Source organism: Qipengyuania sp. (assembly GCF_965277845.1).
GTDB lineage: Bacteria > Pseudomonadota > Alphaproteobacteria > Sphingomonadales > Sphingomonadaceae > Qipengyuania.
Genome location: NZ_OZ255844.1, coordinates 1,995,298 through 2,015,154 on the forward strand (window position 1 = coordinate 1,995,298; position 19,857 = coordinate 2,015,154).

At 64.0% G+C, this 19,857-nt stretch carries 25 protein-coding genes; 7 read left to right on the forward strand and 18 right to left on the reverse strand.

Translation table 11 applies throughout. The annotated features are described in order from the left end of the window. Nucleotides 1-86 precede the first annotated feature (86 nt). The 4 genes from thiL to hisG all read right to left on the reverse strand — a co-directional run bounded on the left by thiL (nt 87) and on the right by hisG (nt 3,459). Nucleotides 87-950 (reverse strand): thiamine-phosphate kinase, encoded by an 864-nt coding sequence (gene thiL, locus ACQY4G_RS09720; RefSeq protein WP_421993610.1) that lies wholly within the window; start codon nt 948-950, stop codon nt 87-89. Nucleotides 951-1,064: 114 nt separating this feature from the next. Next, nucleotides 1,065-1,517 carry a transcription antitermination factor NusB gene (gene nusB / locus ACQY4G_RS09725; protein WP_067694795.1) on the reverse strand — a complete coding sequence of 151 codons (453 nt, stop codon included), beginning with the start codon at nt 1,515-1,517 and terminating at the stop codon, nt 1,065-1,067. Continuing rightward, entirely contained in the window at nt 1,514-2,803 is a 1,290-nt protein-coding gene (gene hisD / locus ACQY4G_RS09730; protein WP_421990581.1) for a histidinol dehydrogenase, read from the reverse strand. The genes nusB and hisD overlap by 4 nt, the downstream gene beginning before the upstream one ends. Next, nucleotides 2,803-3,459: an ATP phosphoribosyltransferase gene (gene hisG / locus ACQY4G_RS09735; RefSeq protein ID WP_421990583.1), complete on the reverse strand. Its 657-nt coding sequence runs from the start codon at nt 3,457-3,459 to the stop codon at nt 2,803-2,805. Before hisG ends, hisD begins: the two co-directional genes overlap by 1 nt. A gap of 36 nt (nt 3,460-3,495) precedes the next feature. Between hisG and ACQY4G_RS09740 the strand changes: the two genes are divergently transcribed. Beyond that, the gene (locus ACQY4G_RS09740; RefSeq protein ID WP_421990585.1) at nt 3,496-4,587 is read left to right on the forward strand and encodes a DUF2332 domain-containing protein; all 1,092 of its coding nucleotides are present in this window, start codon (nt 3,496-3,498) and stop codon (nt 4,585-4,587) included. On the opposite strand, the gene ACQY4G_RS09745 is transcribed toward ACQY4G_RS09740, so the two are convergent. Genes ACQY4G_RS09745 through ACQY4G_RS09760 form a run of 4 tightly spaced genes read right to left on the reverse strand, consistent with a single transcriptional unit; the run spans nt 4,588 to nt 7,471 of the window. After that, the gene (locus ACQY4G_RS09745; RefSeq protein ID WP_421990587.1) at nt 4,588-5,490 is read right to left on the reverse strand and encodes an alpha/beta fold hydrolase; all 903 of its coding nucleotides are present in this window, start codon (nt 5,488-5,490) and stop codon (nt 4,588-4,590) included. Nucleotides 5,491-5,492: 2 nt separating this feature from the next. Beyond that, complete coding sequence (locus ACQY4G_RS09750) at nt 5,493-6,308, reverse strand: SDR family NAD(P)-dependent oxidoreductase (RefSeq protein ID WP_421990589.1); 816 nt, start codon at nt 6,306-6,308, stop codon at nt 5,493-5,495. A 10-nt stretch (nt 6,309-6,318) separates the two neighbouring features. After that, complete coding sequence (locus tag ACQY4G_RS09755) at nt 6,319-7,209, reverse strand: pirin family protein (protein WP_421990591.1); 891 nt, start codon at nt 7,207-7,209, stop codon at nt 6,319-6,321. A gap of 13 nt (nt 7,210-7,222) precedes the next feature. Then, entirely contained in the window at nt 7,223-7,471 is a 249-nt protein-coding gene (locus ACQY4G_RS09760) for a BolA family protein (protein ID WP_421993612.1), read from the reverse strand. An 83-nt stretch (nt 7,472-7,554) separates the two neighbouring features. Between ACQY4G_RS09760 and ACQY4G_RS09765 the strand changes: the two genes are divergently transcribed. Next, nucleotides 7,555-8,148 (forward strand): DnaJ domain-containing protein, encoded by a 594-nt coding sequence (locus ACQY4G_RS09765; RefSeq protein ID WP_421990593.1) that lies wholly within the window; start codon nt 7,555-7,557, stop codon nt 8,146-8,148. On the opposite strand, the gene ACQY4G_RS09770 is transcribed toward ACQY4G_RS09765, so the two are convergent. The 4 genes from ACQY4G_RS09770 to ACQY4G_RS09785 all read right to left on the reverse strand — a co-directional run bounded on the left by ACQY4G_RS09770 (nt 8,145) and on the right by ACQY4G_RS09785 (nt 10,512). Beyond that, nucleotides 8,145-8,537: a DUF302 domain-containing protein gene (locus ACQY4G_RS09770; protein WP_421990595.1), complete on the reverse strand. Its 393-nt coding sequence runs from the start codon at nt 8,535-8,537 to the stop codon at nt 8,145-8,147. The two genes, ACQY4G_RS09765 and ACQY4G_RS09770, sit on opposite strands and share 4 nt — an antisense overlap. Nucleotides 8,538-8,601: 64 nt before the next feature. Next, nucleotides 8,602-9,231, reverse strand: coding sequence for a glutathione S-transferase family protein (locus ACQY4G_RS09775; protein WP_421990597.1), 630 nt, complete (start codon nt 9,229-9,231; stop codon nt 8,602-8,604). 15 nt (nt 9,232-9,246) lie between these two features. Next, nucleotides 9,247-9,600, reverse strand: coding sequence for a DUF1428 domain-containing protein (locus ACQY4G_RS09780; RefSeq protein WP_291169736.1), 354 nt, complete (start codon nt 9,598-9,600; stop codon nt 9,247-9,249). 66 nt (nt 9,601-9,666) lie between these two features. Next, nucleotides 9,667-10,512, reverse strand: coding sequence for an oxygenase MpaB family protein (locus tag ACQY4G_RS09785; RefSeq protein WP_421990599.1), 846 nt, complete (start codon nt 10,510-10,512; stop codon nt 9,667-9,669). A 108-nt stretch (nt 10,513-10,620) separates the two neighbouring features. On the opposite strand from ACQY4G_RS09785, the gene cobS reads away from it, so the two are divergent. Then, nucleotides 10,621-11,613, forward strand: a complete 993-nt coding sequence (gene cobS / locus ACQY4G_RS09790; RefSeq protein WP_421990601.1) for a cobaltochelatase subunit CobS — start codon at nt 10,621-10,623, stop codon at nt 11,611-11,613. Nucleotides 11,614-11,662: 49 nt separating this feature from the next. Further along, complete coding sequence (locus ACQY4G_RS09795; RefSeq protein ID WP_421990603.1) at nt 11,663-13,864, forward strand: transglycosylase domain-containing protein; 2,202 nt, start codon at nt 11,663-11,665, stop codon at nt 13,862-13,864. Nucleotides 13,865-13,868: 4 nt separating this feature from the next. Here the strand turns inward: ACQY4G_RS09795 and ACQY4G_RS09800 are convergent, their stop codons facing one another. Together ACQY4G_RS09800 and ACQY4G_RS09805 are read right to left on the reverse strand one after the other, a co-directional pair. Further along, entirely contained in the window at nt 13,869-14,276 is a 408-nt protein-coding gene (locus tag ACQY4G_RS09800; protein WP_421990605.1) for a PaaI family thioesterase, read from the reverse strand. Between the two features lies 1 nt (nt 14,277). Next, nucleotides 14,278-14,724 carry a PaaI family thioesterase gene (locus ACQY4G_RS09805; protein ID WP_067694838.1) on the reverse strand — a complete coding sequence of 149 codons (447 nt, stop codon included), beginning with the start codon at nt 14,722-14,724 and terminating at the stop codon, nt 14,278-14,280. 133 nt (nt 14,725-14,857) lie between these two features. On the opposite strand from ACQY4G_RS09805, the gene ACQY4G_RS09810 reads away from it, so the two are divergent. The 3 genes from ACQY4G_RS09810 to ACQY4G_RS09820 are packed head-to-tail and all read left to right on the forward strand — an operon-like array spanning nt 14,858 to nt 16,881. Then, the gene (locus tag ACQY4G_RS09810; RefSeq protein WP_421990607.1) at nt 14,858-15,010 is read left to right on the forward strand and encodes a hypothetical protein; all 153 of its coding nucleotides are present in this window, start codon (nt 14,858-14,860) and stop codon (nt 15,008-15,010) included. Between the two features lie 15 nt (nt 15,011-15,025). Further along, complete coding sequence (locus ACQY4G_RS09815) at nt 15,026-15,997, forward strand: hypothetical protein (protein WP_421990609.1); 972 nt, start codon at nt 15,026-15,028, stop codon at nt 15,995-15,997. Then, a complete protein-coding gene (locus tag ACQY4G_RS09820; RefSeq protein ID WP_421990611.1) occupies nt 15,985-16,881 on the forward strand; it encodes a transposase in 897 nt (298 codons plus the stop codon). Before ACQY4G_RS09815 ends, ACQY4G_RS09820 begins: the two co-directional genes overlap by 13 nt. Here ACQY4G_RS09820 and ACQY4G_RS09825 read toward each other — a convergent pair. From ACQY4G_RS09825 to ACQY4G_RS09840, 4 genes are read right to left on the reverse strand one after another with little or no spacing between them, the layout of a single operon-like run. Further along, nucleotides 16,872-17,036, reverse strand: coding sequence for a hypothetical protein (locus ACQY4G_RS09825; protein ID WP_421990613.1), 165 nt, complete (start codon nt 17,034-17,036; stop codon nt 16,872-16,874). The two genes, ACQY4G_RS09820 and ACQY4G_RS09825, sit on opposite strands and share 10 nt — an antisense overlap. Nucleotides 17,037-17,043: 7 nt before the next feature. Beyond that, nucleotides 17,044-17,532 carry a Holliday junction resolvase RuvX gene (ruvX, locus tag ACQY4G_RS09830; protein WP_421990615.1) on the reverse strand — a complete coding sequence of 163 codons (489 nt, stop codon included), beginning with the start codon at nt 17,530-17,532 and terminating at the stop codon, nt 17,044-17,046. Continuing rightward, on the reverse strand, nt 17,508-18,752 hold the full coding sequence (locus ACQY4G_RS09835; RefSeq protein WP_291169760.1) for a DUF3089 domain-containing protein: 1,245 nt from the start codon (nt 18,750-18,752) through the stop codon (nt 17,508-17,510). Before ACQY4G_RS09835 ends, ruvX begins: the two co-directional genes overlap by 25 nt. Next, nucleotides 18,742-19,854, reverse strand: a complete 1,113-nt coding sequence (locus ACQY4G_RS09840) for an AI-2E family transporter (protein ID WP_157075184.1) — start codon at nt 19,852-19,854, stop codon at nt 18,742-18,744. The genes ACQY4G_RS09835 and ACQY4G_RS09840 overlap by 11 nt, the downstream gene beginning before the upstream one ends. Between the last annotated feature and the right edge of the window lie 3 nt (nt 19,855-19,857).

Consider the following 19,857-nt stretch of genomic DNA (forward strand, 5'->3'; position numbering starts at 1 on the left):
GTCGAGAGGTATAAGGGCCATCTGTTGCGTGACAAGGTCGAAATACGCAGCAATCCGCGCTTATCGATAGGGCCGCGCGCAAGCGATCAGTGCTGGTAGCCGAGACCGTCTTCGGGGTGGAGATTGCGCCCGTCTAGCGAGAGGACCGGATCGGACCTTTCGACGATGCCGATCCTTGCGGCTGGCACGGGCAGCTCGATCGATGCCGGCGCCGTGAACAGCAACTGGTAATCGTCGCCCCAGCGGATGCAGTCGTCGAAGCGGGCGGGATCTGCCACGGGGATCGCCTTCCTCCCGAGCGCGAAACCGACCCCGCTGGCACGCGCCATGCGCCAGCTATCGAGCAGCAGTCCGTCGGAGACATCCATCATCGCGCCGACATGCGGTGCCAGCTTGCGCCCTTCGGTCAGGAGCGGGCGAGGGCGACGATAGGCGAGGTCGTTGACATCGCCCGAGCCGCGTTCGGACATCCCGAGCATCGCTCGCCCCAGCGTGCCCGTGACGTAGATCGCCTCGCCGATGCGTGCATTGCGCCTGTCGGGGACGGGCGTATGCGTGGCCCTGCCGATTGCAGTGCAGCCCCACACGCGGCGCCCGTCGGCCCGCACCGTGTCCCCGCCGAGCAGAGGTGTACCGTACTCATCAAGAACCTCGCGAAGACCCGCGACGAACCGGTCGTCATCGGCGCCAAGCATGTGCGAAACGAGTACGCCGACCGGCTCGGCACCCTTTGCCGCGAGGTCCGAGAGATTCACCGCGACCAGCTTCCACGCGATATCGGCGGGATCCTCGCCCTCGCGAACGTGGATGCCCTCAACCAGCGTGTCATGGGTGAGGACGAGCGTTTCGCCGCCGATCTCGATGACTGCCGCATCGTCATCGAGCCCGCGCGCGGCGGGGCTGCTGGCCAAGGCCTTGAGGGCGGCGATGAATCCAGTCTCGTGCACAATCGCCCTCTATCCGTTCGCCCTGAGCTTGTCGAAGGGCCGTACTTTTGATCAGGCGGTGTGCTCGCCAACAGAAGGACGGTGCTTCGACATGCTCAGCACGAGCGGACATGAAAACTAGCGGCCGGCCTCTTTGGCCACCGCGTCGAGGATGCCGTTGACGAATTTCGCCTCGCGATCGTCGAAGAAAGCCTTGGCGACATCGACATATTCGCTGATCGCGCTGGCCTTGGGGACATCGGGGCGGGCTAGCAGTTCGTAAGAGCCCGCGCGCAGGATCTGCAGCATGGTTTTGTCGAGCCGAGCGAGCGTCCAGCCCTGCGCAAGCCTCGCGGTCAGCTTGGCGTCGATTTCCTCGCGCCGCGCATCGACGCCGCTGACAAGATCGTCGAAGAAATCGACATCGGCCTCGGCATATTCCTCGTCCTCGATCACACGGCCCAGCCGATGCTGGTGGAATTCGTCGAGCAATTTGGCGAGCTTAGTGCCCTCCATCTGCTGCTGGTAGAGCGCCTGCACGGCGCCGAGGCGGGCGGCGCTGCGGGCCTGGGACTTGGGATTCTGGCTCATTTCAGTCTCGTCGAAATCGATAGCGCATGCGCGGGGAGGCCTTCCGCCTCCGCCAGCCTGACCGCCGCCGGACCGATCGCCGCAAGCGCGGCCTCCGACGCGTCGATAAAGCTGGTGCGCTTCATGAAATCGAGCACCGACAATCCGCTGGCAAAGCGAGCGCGGCGCCCAGTGGGAAGGACGTGGTTGGGCCCGGCGATATAGTCGCCGACGGCTTCGGGCGTGTGCCGGCCGAGGAACACGCTGCCTGCATGGCGCATGGCGTCGAACAGCTTTTGCGGTTCGTCCACCATCAGTTCGACATGCTCGGCCGCCAGATGGTCCGACAGCGTTGGGGCCTGGTCGAGCCGATCGACGATCACGATCAGCCCGTGCTCGTCCCAGCTGGCCTTGGCGGTCCTGGCGGTCGGCAGTTTCATCAGCGCAAGGTCGATCGCATCCTCGACCTGCCTTGCGAGGCTTTCGCTATCGGTGATCAGGATCGACTGGCTGGTCGGATCGTGTTCCGCCTGGCTGAGAAGGTCGGCGGCGATCCATTCGGGATCGTTATTGGCGTCCGCAATGACAAGAATTTCGCTTGGACCGGCCACCATGTCTATCCCGACCACGCCATAGAGCTGCCGCTTTGCCTCGGCGACCCAGGCATTGCCCGGCCCCGCAATCACGTCGACCTTGCCGATCCGCTTGGTGCCATAGGCCAGCGCTGCCACGGCCTGTGCGCCGCCGACGCGCCAGATTTCGTCGACGCCTGCAATATGCGCCGCGGCAAGCACCAGCGGATTGACCTCGCCCTTGGGCGTGGGTGTCGTCACCACCAGACGGTCGACCCCGGCAACCTTGGCGGGGATGGCGTTCATCAGCAGCGAAGAGGGATAGGCCGCGCGTCCACCGGGAACATAGAGCCCCGCAGCATCGACCGCAGTCCACCGCGCGCCAAGGCGCATGCCGATATCGTCCGTATAGTCGCGATCTTCGGGGAGCTGGCCTTCGTGATAGGCGCGGATGCGGCTCGCGGCCGTCTCCAGCGCCTCGCGCAGGTCGGCATCGAGCGCGTCGTAGGCGACGCGGCACTCTTCCGCCGAAATCTGCCAATCGCCGTCGTTACCAAGACCATGATTATCGAAGCGAGCGGTGTATTCGACCAGCGCGTCGTCACCACGCTCGCGCACTTCGTTGATCATCGTGGCCACGTCGCGCCCGACCTGCCGGTCGCTCTCGCGGCGATTGCGCACCACGCGGGCAAAGGCCTTCTCGAAGCCGTCGTCCGAAATCCGCAGCAGCTGCATCAGGCGGCCTCGCGCCGGGCCGCATCGGCGCGGAACGCCTCGACCAGTGCAGCGACGCGTGGGTCGGTTTTCAGCGCCGCGCGGTTGACGATCAGGCGCGCCGAAATGTCCAGGATGCGGCTGGTTTCGACCAGCCCGTTTTCGCGCAGCGTCGTCCCCGTGGAAACGAGATCGACGATCCGGCCTGCGAGGCCGAGCTCGGGCGCGATCTCCATCGCGCCGTTGAGCTTGACGCACTCGGCCTGGATCCCCTGCCGTTCGAAGTGGCGACGAGTCAGACTGGGATATTTGGTCGCCACGCGCAGGTGGCTTGCACCATCGACGCTCGCCCCGCCTTCCTTGGGTTCGGCCACCGCGAGATGGCAGTGACCGATATCGAGATCGACCGGGGCGTAGAGATCGGCGTAGTCGAATTCCTCGATCACGTCCGATCCGACGATGCCCAATTGGGCCGCGCCATGTGCCACGAAGGTTGCCACGTCGAAGGCGCGCACGCGAATGAGGCGCATGTCGTCGCGCCTGGTAGCGAAAGTCAGCGAGCGGTTGGCCTTGTCGTGAAAGCCGTCTTCCGGCACCACGCCGGCACGGGCCATCACGGGTAGCGCCTCGTCGAGGATGCGGCCCTTGGGAACAGCGAAGGTCAGGCTATCGTTCATGGGATGCGCAGATAAGCAGCGGGGTGGCAAAGGGCAATGGCGATCGACAAGGCGGAATATGTCGTGATCGAACCCGATGCCACCGGACCCGAAGCGGTCGCGCGGGCCTTCGAGAACCAGGTCGCCTATTGCCGCGACAACGGCGCGCCGATCACGGCCCAGATATGTCAATCACTCCGCGAATTGCTCGACACCGAAAGGGGCGGGGCGGTGATGCGCCGCGTACGGCGCTGGGCGGGGCCTGCGCTTGCAGATGCCCTGCCGCTGCGGGTGGCGGGCGGATTGCATGCGCTTCACTTGGCTGGCGAGGAGCCTGCCCTAGCGCCAATCTACGAAGGGTTGGGGCCAACCAACGCGACCGAGGTCGTCGCCGACGCGATCGAACGGCACGAACCTTTCCTGATGCCGTGGCTCGACGGCCCGCCGCAGACCAACGAGGCAGGCCGCTCGGCCAGTTTTGCGGCTGCGTTCCTGTGGCTCGTCGATCAGGGCCTGCCGGGCAATTTCGACCTGCTCGAGATCGGCTCGAGCGCGGGCATCAACCTGATGATGCGGCGTTATCGCTACGATCTGGGCGGCGTGACAGTCGGGCCCAGCACTTCGCGCATGCAGATTACGCCCGAATGGCGGGGCGATCCGCCACCCGATTGCGGTTTCGACATTGTGAGGGCGGAAGGGTGCGATGTCGCTCCGGTCGATCTCACCGACGAGGCGCAGGCATTACGCCTAAAGGCCTATATCTGGCCCGAATTCACCGAACGCTTTACACGGATGGATGCGGCGATCGAGGCGGCCAAGACCTTTCCGCCCGATATCGAGCGCATGCGCGCGGGTGATTTCCTTGCCGACCGCTTGGAACGACCACAGCAGGAGAAAACGACGCGCGTGCTGATGCATTCGGTGGTGTGGCAGTACATCCCGCGCCCCGAGCGCGACCGGATCGTCGAGCTTATGGAAGCCGCCGGCGGCCGTGCACGAGAGGATACGCCGCTTGCGTGGGTCAGCCTCGAGGCCAATCGCGACACGCATCGCCACGAGTTGATGGTCAGCTACTGGCCGAATGGCGACATGCGCCGCCGATTGGCAACCGCGCATCCGCACGGCAAATGGATCAAATGGCGCAGCTGATCAGCCGGTTTTTGCGAGGAAAGCGTCGGCTGCGGCGTTGAAGGCATCGGGCTTCTCCCACTGCACGAAATGCCCGCATTCAGGCACCGGCACCACTTCGGGTTTCTCGATCACCTCGTTGAGGCCCTCGAGATTGGCGGGCGGCAACGCCAGATCTTCCATCGCCCAGATGATTAGCGTCGGGACCGTCAGCCTGGGCAGCGGATAAGGCTGGTAATCTTCGGGCAGTTCGTAAGGAGCATCAATCGGCGGAACCTCTATCGGGCTGGCCCGGTAATAGTTGAGCATGCCGAACGCGGCTTCCGGGTCGGACCAGTCCTTTAGCAGCGCGGCCTGTTCCTCGGGTTCTATAGTGGTCATCACCTGGCCTTCGAAAACCTTCATAAGCAGCGCGCCTAATCCGTGTTCGCGCACCAGCGCATCATTCGCCGGATCGCGGAAATCGCGGAAGTACTGGCTCGCCTCGCGCTGCTCGCGGTTTGTGTAGAGCAGTTTGGGAAACAGCACCGGATGCGGCGCATTGGCGATGATGGCACGGGTCACGCGCCCGTTCATCATCCCGCCGTAGGCCACCCCCCAGGCAATCGCGCCGCCCCAGTCGTGACCGACCACGGTGAAGCTGTCGACGCCCAGCGCATCGGCGAGCAGGAAGACATCGCCGGCCAGCTTGTCGGGCGTATAGGCCTTGACCTCCTGCGGCTTGGACGAACCGCGATAGCCGCGCTGGTCGGGGGCGATGCAGCGGAACCGGTCCGAAAAATGCGCGATCTGATTGCGCCAGGTGCGGTGGCTTTCGGGAAAGCCGTGGAGGAAGATCAGCACGGGTGCGTCCCGCGGCCCTTCGTCGACCACGTCGAGTTCGATCCCGTTGGCCAACACGACCCGCTTCTGCTCGAGTGTCACGCTCAGCCCTCCGCCTTCATCTTCTCCATGTATCCGGCAGCGACCATCCCAGCGACCTGGTCGAGCAGCTGGTCGGGAGTACGACGCATCTCGCCCATCGCCTCTTCCATGCCTTCGGCGACAATGATTTCGCGCTGGTTGGCTTCGACCGCATCGACGATCCGCTTGGCGGCGTCATCGGGCGCGATACCGTTATCGATAACGCTGTCGCTGCGCCCGCGTTTGCTTCCATCCGCGGTCAGCGCATTGCGGCTGACATCGGTCGCGACCGAGCCGGGGCACACGACGTGGACCGAAACGCCCTGCTGCGAAAGCTCGGCGCGCAGCGCGTCGGCATAGCCGATCAGTCCGAATTTCGCGGCGCAGTATGCGGTGCGCATCGGCACGCCGACTTTGCCCGCGATCGAACTTACGAACAGCAAGGTACCGTTTTGCCGTTCGACCAGGTGCGGCAGCAGCGCTTGCGTCGCGGCAATCTGAGCGGTGAGGTCGATATCGATGATCTCGCGATAGACGGAAATGTCGGTATCGATCGCCGCGCTACGTTGCGACACCCCCGCATTGGCGACGAAGATGTCGACACCGCCCTGCCAGGTAATGGCCTTGCTCGTCGCTGCCTGCATGGCTTCGTCGTCGCGCACGTCGAAAGGCAGGATCAGCGTCGCCGTTTCGATGGATTCCGCCACCTCGGCGAGTCTTTCTTCGTCGCGGCCCGACAGGATGATGCGAGCGCCCCGTCCCGCCCACTCGCGCGCCAGCGCCGCGCCGATGCCGCTGCTGGCGCCTGTGATCCAGGCGGTCTTGCCTTCGAAACTCATCGATCTCCCCTCACGGATAGGTAACGGTCTTCGGCGCGCCGTCGGGCAGGGGAATGAACTCCTCCTCGTCGCCCGGGACCTTGGCGAAACGCCCCTCGCGCCAATCTTCCTTGGCCTGGTTGATCCGGTCGCGGCTGGAGCTGACGAAATTCCACCAGACGTGACGATTGGTCTGAAAGGCTTCTCCGCCCAGCAGCATGACCCGCGCGCCGCTCTTGCTTTCGAGCGTCATGTCGCGCCCGGGTTGCAGGACGGCGAGTTCGAATTCCTTCAATGCATGGCCGTCCACGCTCGCTTCGCCGCCGACCAGCATGACGGCCCGTTCGTCGGCTTCCTCCTCCAGCGGGATGGCCCCGCCGGCGCCCAGCACGATTTCGGCATAGATGGTGTCGGCATAGGTCGTTGTCGGCGCGCGCTCGCCCCACAATTCGCCCATGATGACGATGGCCTTGGCGCGCCCGTCCTCGATGACGGGGAGGTCCTTGACCGCTTCGAAGGCCGGATCGATCTCCTCGCGCCCGTCGGGCAAGGCGAGCCATGTCTGCATGCCGTAGAGCTTCGGCCCCGCCTTGCGTTCGGCCGCAGGCGAACGTTCCGAATGAACGATACCCTTGCCGGCGGTCATCAGATTGACCTGGCCGGGCCGGATGGTCGAGAAACTGCCCAAGCTGTCGCGATGGTCGATCGCGCCCTCGAACAGCCAGGTTACCGTGGCGAGATTGATATGCGGATGCGGGCGGACATCCATACCCCTGCCGAGGTCTAGTTGGGCAGGGCCGAACTGGTCGACGAAGATGAACGGGCCGACCATCCTTCGCGCCTTGGCCGGGAGCACGCGCCTGACTTCGAACTGGCCGAGATCGTGCGTAGTCGGGGTGAGGACCTGATCGATCTGGCTCATCTCGACTCGTCTCCTAGCTTGTGGGGGCCGAAGCCTGGATGGCGAGGGCATGGACCCGTTCGCCGGGAATGTCGCCCAGCGCCTTGTTGACCATGCGCTGGCGGTCGAGGCGGGATTTTTCGGCAAAGGCGGTCGCTTCGATCACGATGGTGAAATGGGATTCGCCGCTGCCATCATCGCCCGCATGGCCTGCATGCTGGGCGCTGTCGTTGATTACCTCGAGCCGCGTCGGGTCGAAGGCTTCGGTCAGAAGGCGCTCCATTTCCTGCTGCACTGGTTCTGGCACGAGTTCGAATCTCCTCTCGAGGGTTTTCTTACAGGCTTTGCGCCCCCATTCTAGAACGAATGCGGCAGACAAAGTTTCACGGACGGTACCAGGACAGCGGCAGGGTGTGCGCGCATCCAACCTGCCAGGAAGCGGGTGAATTCCGCGCGCCGGGCGGACGCGGGCACGGCTTCGACGGACCGGGTGAATGGCGCTGGCTATGCCTCGATCACGTGCGCGAATTCAATGCGGGCTACGATTGGTTCGAGGGGATGAGCGCGGAAGAGGTGTTCGCGGCCCAATCCCCCAGTGCAGGCTGGCGCACCGAAAGCCCGAGCTTCCGCCCCACGGGGGGCGTCGACGGCATGCCCCGCTGGGCCGATTTCGACGATCCGCTCGATGCGATTTCGGCGAGGGCGGCAGGGATCAAGAGCCGCGCCCGGCGCGAAGCGGAGATGGCGATGGACGGCCGCTACAGCCGCGAAGAGGCCGAGGCCTTGGAGACCATGGGGCTGGGCCTCGATACCGACCGCCGCCGCCTGCGCCGTCGTTATTCCGAACTCGTCCGCAGATACCACCCCGACCGGAACGGGGGCGACAGGCGGTACGAGGCGCGCCTCAATCGTGTAGTGAAAGCATACCAACTGCTCAGGAAATCACGCGCGCTCGCTTAGCCGCCGAGCATGTTGATCGCTGCAGCCAGCTTGTCGCGGATTTCGTGTGCAGCCCGGTCGAGGTCGGGATTGTCGATCGCCTGCATCGAGGCGACCGGATCGATCGCGGCCACCTCGACCAAACCCTTGTGGACCTGCTGCACGATGACATTGCACGGCAACATGGTGCCGACCTTGTTCTCGAGTTGCAGCGCGACATATGCGGCCTCGGGGTTGCAAGCTCCGAGAATCGTGTACGGGCGGAAATCCTTGCCCAATTTGTCTTGGAGTGTCGCGCTCATGTCGATTCGCGTGATTATGCCGAAGCCCTGATCCGCTAAGGCGCGCTCGACCTGCGGCATCGCATCGTCGAAAGTTTCGTGCAGGTGGGTGGACAAGTAATAGGACAAAGGAAGCCTCCTTTCCCGTGATCAAGCGAATGCAGCGTGATGGGTTCCCCGGAGCCGATCGTCGCTATGCTTGACCCTGCGCCTCTTCGATCAGCTTCATGTCGATCGCCCGCGCTTCTTCGTAGGCGGTTCGCTTGCGTAGTCGCGCCGCATAGTTCTCGAAGACATCGCGCTTTGGGATCGACCCGAAATCCATGCCCCAGACGATGTGGCTTCCGACATAGACATCGGCCATCGTGAAGCGAGCGCCGCAGACGTACTCGCGGTCGGAAAACAGGGTTTCCAACGTGTCGACGGTTCGCTCGTAGGTGCCGAAACCGGCCATGACTTCCTTGTCTTCCGGTACCGTCCAGCCCATCGATCGCGCGATGATCGCCTGCTCCAGCGGGCCCGCGGCAAAGAAGAAGTAGCGAAAGTAATCGGCCGTTTCCTCCGCCTTCGGGGTGAGTTCGGGCGCATGCATGGCGGCAAGGTAGTGGCAGATTGCCGCCGTCTCGGTAATCACGTGGTCGTGACCATTGTGATTGTGGACGAGGGTGGGGACCTTGCCCATTGGATTGACCTCGAGCAATTCCTGCGACTTGTCGTGCCAGTCTACGATCTGCGTGTCGTAATCCGCGCCCGCCTCGTGCAGCGCCCAGCGCGCAATCTGTCCGCGACTCATCGGGTTGGTAAACAGCGTATAGTCGGCCATGATGTTCGTCTTTCTTCAGCGTCCCAGTGTGTAGATCGGTGTAAAGCCGCCATAGATCAGCCGCTTGCCGGCAAACGGCATATCGTCGGATGGCTCCATTTCCTCATTCGCTTGCATTTGTTTCTCGGCTTCGACGCAGGTTTCCTTGTCGGGCCACACGACCCAGGAAAACACGATATGCTCGCCATCCTCGGCCTTCACCGCCTTGCGGAAATCGGTGTGTGCGCCATCCTTGACGTCGTCCTCGAACGCCTCGACGATCTCGAGGGCACCATAGCGCTGGAACATTTCCCCCGCCTGCTTTGCCATGGCGATGTAGGCGTCCTTCTTGCCCGGCAGGACCGGGAGCACGAATCCTTGTACATACATGCCCGTTCTCCTCTCGCGGGTGAGCCATAGCACATTCGCAACGAGTCGGGCGGTACCTACGCCGGTCTAACCCTGCCGGAATGCCCATCGCAATGTCTTGCCCATGCCCCAGGTCGCGGCGCGTGCGGGAATGGCGGCGAGGCCCGGGCGGTCGAGCCCCAACATCGAGCGAGCGAAGGGCGGCAGCAACGCGACTGCTTCCGCCCCGAGCAGGGCCTGCACGGCTGGCGGCGTTCCTTCAGGGCGCTGGTTGAGGACGAGATCCGCTACCTCGCGTGCTGCGGGCGATGATGACAGGTCCGACCGCAGCTCGCGGAAGATCGCTTCGGCCTCCCGGCGGTTCGTCGGCACGGGATCGGCGCCCAGCGCCAGCGCGATGACGGCGAACTGGCGATAGTATTCGTCCTGGGCCTCTCCCGGCATGTCGGGCCGAACGTGGCGAAGATACGCCGCGAGAAAGCTGGTCGCTTCTGCCACGTGGACCCAGGCCAGCACACGCGGGTCGGTCGCCGAGTAGGGTGTGCCGTCGGGGAGGGTGCCGCCAACCCCTGCATGGATGCGATTCACCCGTTCGATCGCCGCCATCGCGTCGTCGCGATGTCCGAAGGTCGTGACTGCGATGAACCGCGCGGTGCGCCGCAAACGACCGTGCATGTCGCTGCGGAAATTCGAATGGTCGAGCACCCCCTGCAGCGCATGGGGGTGAAGCATTTGCAGGAGCAGCCCGCGGATGCCGCCGACCATCATTCCGACAACGTCTGCGTGCACCAAGCGGATCGGGCTGTCCTTTGCGAACAGCGCCTCGTCCGAGGGCGGTACGGGCTTCTGCCCGCTTTCCACATCGTTGAATACGCCGCGGACCCGATCGACGAGCTTGAGGCGGAGACGTTCGGACAGTGGCGTCGGCGGCATGGGGAGCGACTATGCGGTGGTGCGCTGATCGTGTCGAGGGGAGCTTGGGCCGTGATGCAATTTCGTTGCTTGCAGCCACCTATCCATCCGTCTAACCCGCTTCGCGCGATGAATGATATGACCGACAAGACCTTCGACGCCGCTGCCAAAACCGTCCTCGCCGCGCCCGACACCACCGTCGATGTGCGCGAGACCTTCGGGATCGATATCGACTGGCAGGTACCCGCCTTTTCCAAGCCCGACGAGCGCACGCCCGATCTCGACGAAGCCTATGTCTTCGACCCGGACACGACCCTGGCGATCCTCGCCGGTTTCGCGCATGATCGCCGCGTGATGGTGCAGGGCTATCACGGCACCGGCAAGTCGACGCATATCGAACAGGTCGCCGCGCGCCTCAACTGGCCGTGTATCCGCATCAACCTCGATGCGCATATCAGCCGTATCGATCTCGTCGGTCGCGACGCCATCGTGCTGCGCGACGGTTTGCAGGTTACCGAATTCCGCGAGGGCTTGCTGCCCTGGGCGCTCCAGCATCCGGTCGCGCTGGTGTTCGACGAATATGACGCGGGTCGCCCGGACGTGATGTTCGTTATCCAGCGCGTGCTCGAGCAGCAGGGCAAGCTGACTCTGCTGGATCAGAACCGCGTGATCCGGCCCGACCCGCATTTCCGCCTGTTCGCTACTGCCAACACGGTCGGGCTGGGCGACACGAGCGGGCTGTATCACGGGACGCAGCAGATCAACCAGGGCCAGATGGACCGCTGGAACATCGTCGTTGGTTTGAACTACCTGCCCGCGGAAACCGAGCAGAAGATCGTCGAGGCCAAGAATCCGGATATCGATCCGAAGATTCTCGCCGACATGATCAAGGTTGCCGATCTGTCGCGGCGGGGCTTCATCAATGGCGATATCAGCACGGTGATGAGCCCGCGTACGGTCATCACCTGGGCTCAGAACTACGCCATCTTCAAGGATGTCGGCTTTGCCTTCCGCCTGTCCTTCCTCAACAAATGCGACGAGGAAGAGCGCATGCTGGTTGCCGAATACTACCAGCGCGTGTTCGGCGAGGACCTCCCCGAGAGCGTGGTTGGCAAGGGTTGAGGTTGCGCCCTCTATCAATCGCTGTGTTGTTGGGTTAACACAGTAGGCGATGGGCGTTTTCGATTCCTTCCGGCGCAAGTCCGAGCCGCAGGCGGACTACCCTGCGCATCGCGGGTATTACGCGATGCATGAGGGCCTCGATTACGACGATTGGGACAGCCGCCTCGACCGGCTGGACAGCGCGCTCGCTGCCGAAGAGAAGAAGCGACTGCGGTTCTGGCAGCGCGACTACTGGCGCGGACGGCGCAAGCGCTGGTGGGTGGGGCGCATCCTGGCCGGAATAATCGCTCTTTTCATCGTGCTGGTCGCCTGGCTGGCAATCACCGCACCGCTTTCCAAATCGCTCGAGCCGATCGCGGCGCCGCAGATCACGTTGCTGGCCGCCGATGGCACGCCGATCGCCCGCAATGGTGCGATTACCGACGAACCGGTCGTGGTATCGGACCTACCGCCCCATGTGATCGAGGCCTTTCTCGCAACCGAGGACCGGCGCTTCTATTCGCATTGGGGTGTCGACCCGCGCGGTATCGCACGCGCCGCCTGGACCGGTACCGGCGGCGGGAGCACGATCACGCAGCAACTGGCCAAATTCACCTTCCTCACACCCGAGCGCACGCTGACACGTAAGGCACGCGAGGCATTGATCGCCTTCTGGCTGGAAAGCTGGCTGACCAAGGACGAAATCCTCAGCCGCTATCTGTCGAACGCCTATTTCGGCGACAATGTCTACGGCCTGCGCGCGGCGAGCCTGCACTACTTCTACCGCAAGCCGGAAAACCTCAAACCCAATCAGGCGGCGATGCTTGCCGGGCTGTTGCAGGCTCCGAGCGCCTATGCGCCGACCAAGCACTACGACCGTGCGGAGCGGCGGATGCGGATCGTCGTCCAGTCGATGGTCGCGGCCGGGTATATCACCGAGGCCGAAGCGCGCGCCATGAGGCCCCCCGCACTCGATGTGCGCACGCGCAATGATTTGCCCACCGGCACCTACTTCGCCGACTGGGCGTTGCCCGAAGCGCGCGAGCTTACCGAGCAGGGCTATGCCCGCCAGACGCTGACCACCACGCTCGACAGCAGGCTGCAGAACATCGCCCGCCAGGTAACCCAGCGCGCTCCGCTGGGCGATGCGCAGGTCGCGCTCGTCGCCATGCGTCGCAATGGCGAGGTGGTCGCGATGATCGGCGGCAAGGACTACGCCAAATCGCCCTTCAACCGCGCCACGCAGGCCAAGCGCCAGCCCGGGTCCACGATCAAGACCTTCGTCTATCTTGCCGCCCTGCGAAACGGCTGGTCGCCCACCGATACGATCGCCAACACCGAAATCACAGAGGGCAGCTATCGCCCACGCAATTCCGATGGGCGGTATTCGGAAACGATCACGCTGCGCGATGCGCTGGCGCGGTCGAGCAATGTCGCGACCCTGCGGCTGTTCAACGAGGTCGGTTCGGAAAAGGTGATCGAGACAGCACGCGACTTCGGCATTCGTGCCTCCTTCGTGGCGGGCGATCCCAGCATAGCACTGGGCTCCACCAGCATGTCCCTGATCGATCTGACGGCCGCTTATGCCGGAATCGCCGCAAATGCCTTTCCCGCCGAACCTCATGCCTTCGTACGGGAGGAGCTGGGCTGGTGGAACCGCTTGTGGGATGGTCCCGACAGCCTATCCGGCCAAACGCATAACGAAATCGAATCGATGCTCCGCGCAGCCATAAACGAAGGCACGGGCCGCGCCGCCATGTTGCGCGGGCCGAACTACGGCAAGACTGGCACCAGCCAGGACAATCGCGATGCGCTGTTCGTCGGCTATGCCGGTGACCTGGTGGTCGGCGTGTGGATCGGCAATGACGACAATTCCCCGCTCCAGGGCGGGATTAGCGGTGGCGGACTGCCGGCGCGGATCTGGCGCGATTTCATGAACCAGGCAATGAATGTGCGCGCCGCCCCCGTGCAGCCCGCGCCGCGCGAGCAGGAAGACCCGGGCACCCCGATCGAACCGCAGGATGTGCCCGATCTTGAGGACATTCCGCTCGGCGATGGCAATTCGCGTCTGCGCATTCGCGAAGGCGAAGCGGTCTTCTCGACCGAAATCGACGGCATTCCGGTGGACATTACCTTCGGTGAAGAGGGTGTCGCGATCGACGAGGCGGCGATCGAAGAAGCGCGCCGGCGCGCCGACGAACGCCGCTTCGAAGCGATCCGCAACCGTCGCGACGAACGTTTGCGCGAACTGGAACGGGACGCGGAAAACTAGCGGCCTATGGCTCCGCCATCAGCACGTTCATCACCGCGGTCGCGATCGGACGCGCGCGGTCTTCCTGCCAGGCTTCGACCGTGATATTCGCGCTACGACGGCCCAGCTTTGTAATCCGTCCCAGCGCATAGCTCGTGCGGCTTTTGCCGGCGGCCAGATATTGGACGGTGATATTGATCGGTTTGAGTGTCGCCACCCGATCCTGACGGGCAAGCTCGGCGCGCAACGCCGCGTACCCGGCAGTCTCGAGCAACCCGCCGGTTGCCCCTCCGTGATAATGCTCGGGCCGTCCCTCCACCGTTTCCTCGAACGGCACGGACAGCACGGGCGTACCGTCGTCCCAGCGTTCGAGCGTGATGCCGAGCGAGCGCGCATAGGGTGTCAACGCCTCGATTTCGGGGGGTTCCGCCATGTCAGAGCCTCGCCGTCGATGCGATCTTCATGAAGACCGCCTGGATATGCGCCACCGGATCGCCAGCGTCGCCATCATGGGCGAGGCCCCGGACGAATGCTGCGCTGCGGGTCAGGCGATAGCATTGCGAACGTCCGAACACGCTGGCGCCCTCGCGGGCTGGCCGAACGTAATCGACGCGCAGGTCGAGTGTCGCAATCGCCGTGAACTCGTCCATTGCGCGCCAGATCGCCATGCCGCTGGCCATGTCCATCAGGCTGAGGATGGGGCCGGAGGCCAATACGCGCTGGCCTTCCTCGCCGAGTAGATCCTCGCGCCAAGGTAATTCGAGTTCGACCCAGTCGTCGCCATGGTCAGAATATCTGAGGCCCAGCCAGCCCGAATGACCGCGTCCGGTGAAAAAGGACGTCGCCTGTGCCGGATCGAATTTTCGCGCAGTCTCGCTCATCGCGGGCCGCGATAGCCCCGCAGCTCGCGCCCTTACAATGTTTTAATTTCAAGCGCGCGCCTCTCGCCGTCATTCTCGCACATGGCGGACGGGGGCACGGGGTCGAGGTCCGCTTTATTGACGGGAGCAAACCATGAATCTTCCCAAGCTCGATTTGGGCGATCTGCCCGGCCTTGACGCAGTAACCGGCCTTTTCGGCAGCCTGCCGACGCGCGCATCCGACGATACGATCGTGGTCATCATGGTCTATGTCCATGACCACATGGCAGTCGAAATGCTGGCCTGACCGGGGCGCGACCGGATGCATATCGATCCGCAAATCGGCGCGCTGCGGGGCGACCATGCCGCGCAGCGCACCATGCGCCGCGCGGTCGCGCAGGCGGTCGAAGACTGCCGACAGGAGCCCGGGCTCGCAGCGGTGCTCGCCGGGTTGGGGGCCTATGGTGCGGGAGCCGAGCTGGAAGAGTGTTTCGGGCTGAACCGGCTTGTGTCGCAAAGAGGGGCGGCGCATTCCTTGATCGCTCCGCTGGTGGGCCGCCTGGTCGCACTCCACCGCGAAAACCCGCTGGCGCAACTGGCCTTCCGCCACCAGTCGCGCAGCGGTTTTCATTTTCTGCAGCTGGGGGCGAGGGGACGGGCCACGCTCGCCCTCGCGCTGCATGATGGTTGGGGCGGGCCTACATCACCCGCGACCGCCACTTTCCCCGACGCGGAGCGGCACGAGATCGTTTTGGCGGGGCGGGGCGAGCTCGCACTGCTCGATATTGTCGAGGACCATGGCGGTAGTGCGACGATCGATAGCGTTCCGCGTCGCATCATGGCCGGAGAATGCCTGCGCTTCGCCGAAGCAACGCAATCGCGGATTGTCCAGAATGCGGAAGGCCGACTGCTTGTGTTGCGACTTGCGCGCATCGCGCGCCGTCCGCAGCCGACCCGGCAGTTCGATCTTGCTACGGGCAGGCTGGTCCACCGGGCTAGCGGCGATCGGCGTGAGAGCCGCCACGAAATGATGATGGCGCTGATGGGGCGGATGGGACGCGTCGATGCCGCACCGGTGCTTGCCGAGATGGCGCGATCGGGTAGCGATCACCTGCGCTGGCAGGCCCTGCGCGAATGCCTCGCACTGGATAGCGGCACAGGGTTCGACGAACTCCAACGGATCGCGCGCAGTCCTGGCGATTCGCTATTTTCGCCAGCCAAAGCCCTGCGCGCGAGGCTGGTCGAAGCCCATCCTCAGTTCACGCAGAAGGAGAGCGCGCCATGCCCCGCGTGATTGCCAACACCCAATCTTGTTCCGCAAGCCTCGAGGAAACGATCGACGCCGTCGCCAATGGATTCGATCCCCGTGACCGGCGCAGCACTGCCGACGCCGCGGCCGCGCTCGAACGGCTCGCCAACAACCGAGGCTTTCTCGCCGATCTCCTGATCGAGCAATTGCGCGAACGACACCGCGATATCTTCGAAGACAGCGCCTATGGCCCGCAGGCCATCGTGCTCTCGCCTCTCGTCGCAGGTTGTTTCCTGCGCGCCAACATCTGGCCGAGCGAGGACGAGAGCTGCTTTCGCGCCAGCGGGGCGGAGAGCTTCGTCTACGGCATCCCGCACGATCACAATTTCGATTTCCTCACCGTGGGCTATTTCGGTCCCGGTTATCGCAGCGACTATTACGAGATCGATTACGAAGAAATCGCCGGATTTCGCGGGGAGGACGTCGGCCTTCGTTTCGTCGAGCGCAGTGCGCTGCCCGAAGGCAAACTGATGCATTACCGTGCGCATGTCGATGTCCATTCGCAATTGCCGCCAGAGGCGACATCGGTCTCGCTCAACATCATGCACGTCGATGCAGGGCAGGACTGGTTCGACCAATATGGCTTCGATCTTGGCAAAGGGAGAGTCGACCGCGTGCTCAATCCTGGCGCAAGCGAGACCTTCATGCGGTGTGCGGTGGCATTGGGCGACGATGAAGCGCAGGACCTGGCCGAGCATTTCGGGCGCAATCATCCCAGCACTCGCATGCGGCTGGCGTGCTTCGAGGCGCGCAGCGGATTGCTGGACAATGCTCAGGCGCGCGATGCGCTGTGGCGTGAGGCAGAGCAGGCCGGAGATCTTATGCTCGCCCGCGAGGCACAAGCGCGCCGGGCGGAAATTCAGGTGTAGAGCATGGCGAATAGGGCGAAGCCGAAGATCACGAATACCACCCCGATGATCGCCAGCGCACGCGACAGCGAACGTTCGCGATGCGCGAGCCCGGTGTCGGGATCCGCACCTTCGCCTGTAACGAGGTGCTTGAGGGCGTCGATCAGTCTCATCATACAGAGATCATAGCCCGCCACCGGCGAGCGCGTCTATCGCGCCTTGCAGGATCACGGCTGCGGCATGGCTGTCGATCTTCCCGGCACGTTTGGCGCGGCTCATGTCTTGGCCGATCATCGCTGCTTCCGCGCTCGCAGTCGACCAGCGCTCGTCCCACAGGAGCACCGGTAGTTCGAGCGCCTTGGCGAGGTTTTTCGCATAGGCCCGACTGGCCTGCGCACGCGGACCCTCGGTGCCGTCCATATTGCGTGGCAGGCCGATTACCACGCCCCTGATCGAACGCTCCTGCACAAGCGAGCGCAACACCGTGCAATCCTTGGTGAATTTGCTGCGCGATATGGTCTTGCCCGCAGTGGCAAAGCGCCAGCCGGCATCGCATGTCGCGACGCCGATCGTCTTGGTGCCAAGGTCGAGACCGAGCAGCGCGCCGCCCTCGGGCAGCGCGTCGCCATAGGTCAGCGCATTGTCGGTTACGAAGCTTGCGCGCTCGTCCATGCCTTTACTCGCGCAACCACGTCTTCCTGCAGGTTCTTCCAGAACAGCGGGATATCGTAGACGTGGTAGTTGCCGCCCGGCAGCACGCCTTCGCCCAGTTCGGGTGGATCGCCGATCCGCAACAGCCCCTGTTCGTCGCATCGGGCGGGGACCGCGCCCGCGATGAGTTCGGCCGTTGCAAGATTGTCGCTCGGCACAAGCGTGCCGAGGTTGGCGTCGGCGTTGGCCGAGCCACCGACCCGGCCGGTCAACGGATTGACGCAAACTATCGGATCGTCTTCTCCGCGGGGCTCGCCATCGAGCCCGTTGATCATGCTGTAGCGACGGAGCAATTGGCCCGGGTCGCCATCGTCGGCAAAGCTGGCATAGGCGATCAGGCAGGCAGGCTGGTTGGCCGTAGCGCAGGCGGGCAGCGGCAGGGCCGGCAGGTCGTGTTCGACCGAGATCGGCCAGCCCGGCGCGTAGACCGCAGCGATGCGCGGTTCGAGCGGCGTGCCAGCGACCTTGTCCCGAAGTAGCCTGAGGACATGGGTCGAGCCCTGGCTGTGACCGGCGAGGACGATGGGCTTGTCGGGGCCGATACTGGAGACGAAATAGTCGAACGCTTGTGCGACATCGGCATAAGCCGCGTCGATCGCCAGTGTCGCTTCAGGCTTGTCGGTCAAAAATGCGCCGACCGCGGCCTGGCGGTATTTCGGAGCCCATAGCTCGTCGGCGCGATTGAAAGGGCTGGCCAGGCCGCGAAGGAATACCGCGGCGAGCTGGTCGGTCTCGGCATCGTTGAGTGCCGCATTCCAGTCGCCCAGCGCTCCCTTGGTGTAGCTCGTCGGCGGAACGAAGAACACGGCGAAGCTCGGAAGCTCCCGGCTCGCTGCCGCTTCTCCCGCGCGCGAAGAGGTGGTCGCCAGCGGATCGGCAGCATCGAGGCTGCGTTCGGCGGCCGGGGCTTCGGGCGAGGGCGCGCGTTCGGCCGGATCGGGGGCGGTCTCGGCAATCGCGGGCTGGTATCGGGCGGGATCGCTCGTGCCTAGGCCGGGACGCGAGTACCACATGGCCGGGTCCTGATAGGCATTGGCGGCGAGCGGTTCCTGCTCGACGAATTCGCCGCGCGGCACGAAGGCGATCTCGGTCGCCTCGCGCGACCAGATCGTCAGCGCGATCGCGCCGACGATGACCACGACGATGCAGACCGCCACGAAATACAGGAATTTACGCGCCATCGGGTGCAACCTCTTTCTTCGAACTTTCGCCCGCCTGCTCGGCTCGCCGCTCCAGTGCGACCTTGATCATCGCAAGCAGGGGATCGGCCAGGAAGAGGCCGATAATGCCGAACAATATGCCCATGATCAGCTGGAATGCGAGAACCAGCGCAGGCGCCAGATCGACCGTCTTCTTAGCAATCATCGGAATGACGACGTAACCGTCGAAATTCTGGACGAAGAAATAGACCGCGATGGTGTAGATGCCCATCTCCACACCGCCCGAAAAGCCGACCAGTACCATCAGCGCGCCCGAGATGATCGCGCCGAGATTGGGGACAAAGGCGAGCAGGCCGGTCAGAATCGCGAGCAATGCTGCCATCGGGACCGCGCCGATCCCAAACAGCGGTGCAACCCAGGCGAGCATGACGTAAGTGAAAACGGCTTCCACGAACATGCCGAGCAGCCGGCCGGCCATCAGGCGGCGCATTGTCTGGCCCATTTTGGAGGCAGTAATGAAGAACCGGTCGCGCTGCTCGCGTGGGAGCATCCAGGCGACGCCGCGTTCGTAAAGCTGCGGGTCGATCGCGACATAGACGCCGATAACGATGATCAGCACGATGGTCGCAACGCCGCCAAGGATTCCGCCGAGCGCCCGCGTGACCGTACTGATCCCGCTGCCGATATTCCCGAGATAATTCTGCAGCTGCGATTGATCGACCTGAAAGCCCTGAGTCCGGGCCCAGGCGACCAGTTCACCCAGCTGGCGCTCGACGATCGCGGGCAACTGGGCTGCCTCCTGCGAAATCGTCGAGCCGGCAAAATATCCGAGCCACAGAAGGAATGAGACGGTCGCAACAAGCACGATCGCGACCCGCCAGGCGCGAGCGATGCCCAGGACCCGCCCAAGCAGCCGCGCGCCGCCATCGATCATCGAGGCAAAGACCATTGCGCCGAAAATCACCAGCAGTGGGCGAGCGATCCAGACCGCAAGTGCCACGCCGCCGACTACAGCCACCCATACGAGGGCTCGCGAAACCTCGTGTCGGATGCGCGGATCGTTGATGCGCGACGGGCTGGTGCCCAGGTCGCGGTCGTCGATGTCCTGTATCTTGTCGGCCATGTG